Origin of the sequence: Saccharomonospora iraqiensis subsp. paurometabolica YIM 90007 (assembly GCF_000231035.2) — a bacterium.
Lineage (GTDB): Bacteria > Actinomycetota > Actinomycetes > Mycobacteriales > Pseudonocardiaceae > Saccharomonospora > Saccharomonospora paurometabolica.
In genome coordinates, this window is sequence record NZ_KI912197.1 from 1 (window position 1) to 826 (window position 826).

Here is an 826-nt window from a genome sequence, read left to right on the forward strand (position 1 = left end):
CATCATGGCCGGTGGGACCGCGTCACCACGCGGGACCGGGACGAGCACCGTCGAAGGGAAGGGACACCCGAGTGAGCACCGGTCCGCGGACCCTCAGCCCCGCCGCCGCCCGCCGCACCGCGCTGGCCGCGCAGGGGTTCACCGATCCGGCACCGGGTCAGCAGCCGGACCGGCGGCACCTGCGCCGGGTGCTGTCCCGGGTGCGGTTGCTCCAGCTCGACTCGGTCAACGTCGCCGTCCGGGCGCACTACGCGCCGGTGTTCGCCCGGCTCGGGCCCTACGATCCCGCGCTGGTCGACGAGGCGGCCTGGAGCCCCAGCACCCGCAGGCCCCGGCTGCTGGTCGAGGCGTGGGCACACGAGGCGAGTCTGATCCCGGTGGAGGACTGGCCGCTGCTCCAGTCGGATGCCAAGCCCCGCGGCTGGTGGTCCCGCTACGGTGCGCTGGCCGAATCCGAGCCCGCGCTGGTCGACGACGTGCGGGCCGTGGTGAAGGAACGGGGACCCGTGGGCGCGGGCACGATCGAGCGGGAACTGTCCGGTCCGTCCCCGCGGACGCCGGGCGCATGGTGGGAGCGCTCGAAGGTCAAAGGTGTCTGCGAGTGGTTGTTCGGCGTCGGCGAGTTCACCACCGGCACCCGCGTCGGTTTCGAACGGCGCTACGACCTCACCGAACGGGTGCTGCCGCCCGAGGTGCTGGCCCGTCGGGTGCCCGCCGACGAGGCCGCGCGGCTGCTCGTGGACCGCGCCGCGCGGGCCACGGGTGTGGCCACCGAACCGGACCTGCGGGACTACTACCGCCTCGGGCCGTCCGCGAGCAGGCGTGC

General features: G+C 74.6%; 1 protein-coding gene. It reads left to right on the forward strand.

Annotated features, from left to right (window positions below):
- Nucleotides 1-71: 71 nt before the first annotated feature.
- Nucleotides 72-826: DNA glycosylase AlkZ-like family protein (locus tag SACPADRAFT_RS0202625; protein WP_007027809.1), on the forward strand; the 755-nt coding region annotated here is incomplete at its 3' end.